This window comes from Bacillus sp. LR--39 (genome assembly GCF_053613335.1).
The window spans coordinates 1-1852 of sequence record NZ_JBSIOT010000072.1 but is presented as its reverse complement, the minus strand read 5'-3'; the positions used below and the strand labels follow the sequence as shown (position 1 = coordinate 1852).

Below are 1852 nucleotides of genomic sequence, written 5' to 3'. Positions count from 1 at the left end.
AAGATGGCTCCCATCCCAATCAAAATCAGATCAAACAGCGACATTGATTTTTGAAAATTTCCTTGTTTAGACATTCGCTTCCTCCTTTGAAACCAGCCTTATATTCCTTACAATGTCCAATATGTAACAGAGAATACCGCTCCTAATAAAAAACAGGGCAGCCTGCGCTGCCCCTGTTTTTATTCGTGAACCGAATCAAAGTGTTTCACTGTTATATTTTTGAAGGAGGCTGTGCCGCCGTCAGAATAAAGGGTAATTGCTTTATCTTCAGGCTTTGGGAAGACTTCATTTGAAAAAACGGTTTTCCCGTCGCCAACAAATACTTCTATCGTTGTTTTATCGACAAGTATTTTCAAATGCACCTTACGTTTGCTTACATCATAAGGAGCTTTGCATTCGACAAAGGTATTGCTTTTGTCAGGCTGATTTGTGGCTGCTCTATTGACATATGCATAGCCGCCTTCGGCGAAAATGCCGACATCAATATGGCGTTTTTGGTCTTCTGATTCTCTGAGCCTGACGCCTGCATTCTTTAGCTCTGACCAAGAAAGATCCGTATCAAGCTGGTACGTATCACCTGTTATCGACAATGTTTTTGATCCGTTCACATCCTGATCCTCTATTTCGTCAGTTGAAACAGTCAGCTGCTCCAAAGCTTCAATCGGCTGTGAGACGAGGCTGTATGTTCCATCCTGCTCCTTCAGCCGGAGTTTGCGTATGACAGAATCTGTGCCGTTAAAGCCGTTCTTCATTGTCGGGGTGTTGTTGGCATAATCCCAATTGTTCATCCAGGCAAGCGCATACCGCTTTTCTAATGGATCTGTGCTTTTGCTGTCTTCGAACGTCACACCGCCATACCAGTCGAAGCCATAGTCAAGCCATTGGGCTTCAGTCTGATCCGCTTTGAATTCTTTTCCGTCGAAGCTTCCGGTCCAGTAGGCGTACGTATTTGGTTTGCCCCACGGTTTGCCATTCGCGCTGGCACCGAGAACCCACTTATTCGTTCCGTCGCTTGCCCGCATCATGTAGAGGTCGGGACATTCCACCATTCCCGCCTGTTCTGGGAAGAATCCGCTTGTGTAATGCCAGTCCTTAAGATTATCGGATTCATAAAAGCCGATTTTTGATCCTTCAGCCATGACCATGACCCATTTGTTATCCTGGTCATCCCATATGACTTTCGGATCTCTGAAATCGTCTGTGCCCGGATTAGGCATAACGGGGTTGCCACTGTAGAATTTGAATGATTTTCCTTTATCTGTGCTGTACCACAAATATTGCTCCTGTTTTTTGTCTTTGGCTGAGGGCTGTGTCACAATCGCGACAAGCGCATTTTTCCCGAAGCCGGCTGTGTTCTCTTTATCAACTACGACGGAACCGGTCCAAATGTCACCGTCCGGATTTGTATATTTCGGAATCGCCACGCCTTCATCGGTCCAGTGCACCAAATCCTCTGAGACGGCATGGCGCCATTCTGTGCCGTTGCCTTTTGGGTAATCCCGGTTATATAGATAGAAATAATGATACTTGCCATCAAAATAGATCGGTTTTTGAGGGTCATTTTTCCATTTATCCGGCGTCGTAAAATGATATGCCGCCCGGTAGTCCGGCTTCTGTTTTGATTTTATTTTTTGGTCATGTTCTTCTTTTGGAAATAAGTCGATAAACAGCAATATTCCTAAAAAGGTTAGGAATACGGTTAGCCATTTGCCTGCTTTTATATAGTTCATATGGGATTCACCTTTATGTTGATAAGAAATAAAAGAAAATGCCAATAGGATATCGGCATTTTCTTTTGCGTTTTTATTTGTTAACTGTTAATTGTCCTTGTTCAAGGATGCTGTCTTTGACA

General features: G+C 44.0%; 2 protein-coding genes. Both read right to left on the bottom strand.

What is annotated here, in order from left to right; genetic code table 11:
* A partial coding sequence (locus tag ACWHAR_RS20375; RefSeq protein ID WP_452087647.1) for a hypothetical protein occupies positions 1–74 on the bottom strand: 74 nt, incomplete at its 3' end.
* Positions 75–179: 105 nt separating this feature from the next.
* Positions 180–1730, bottom strand: coding sequence for a 2,6-beta-fructan 6-levanbiohydrolase (gene levB / locus ACWHAR_RS20370; protein WP_041055120.1), 1551 nt, complete (start codon positions 1728–1730; stop codon positions 180–182).
* Positions 1731–1852 lie beyond the last annotated feature (122 nt).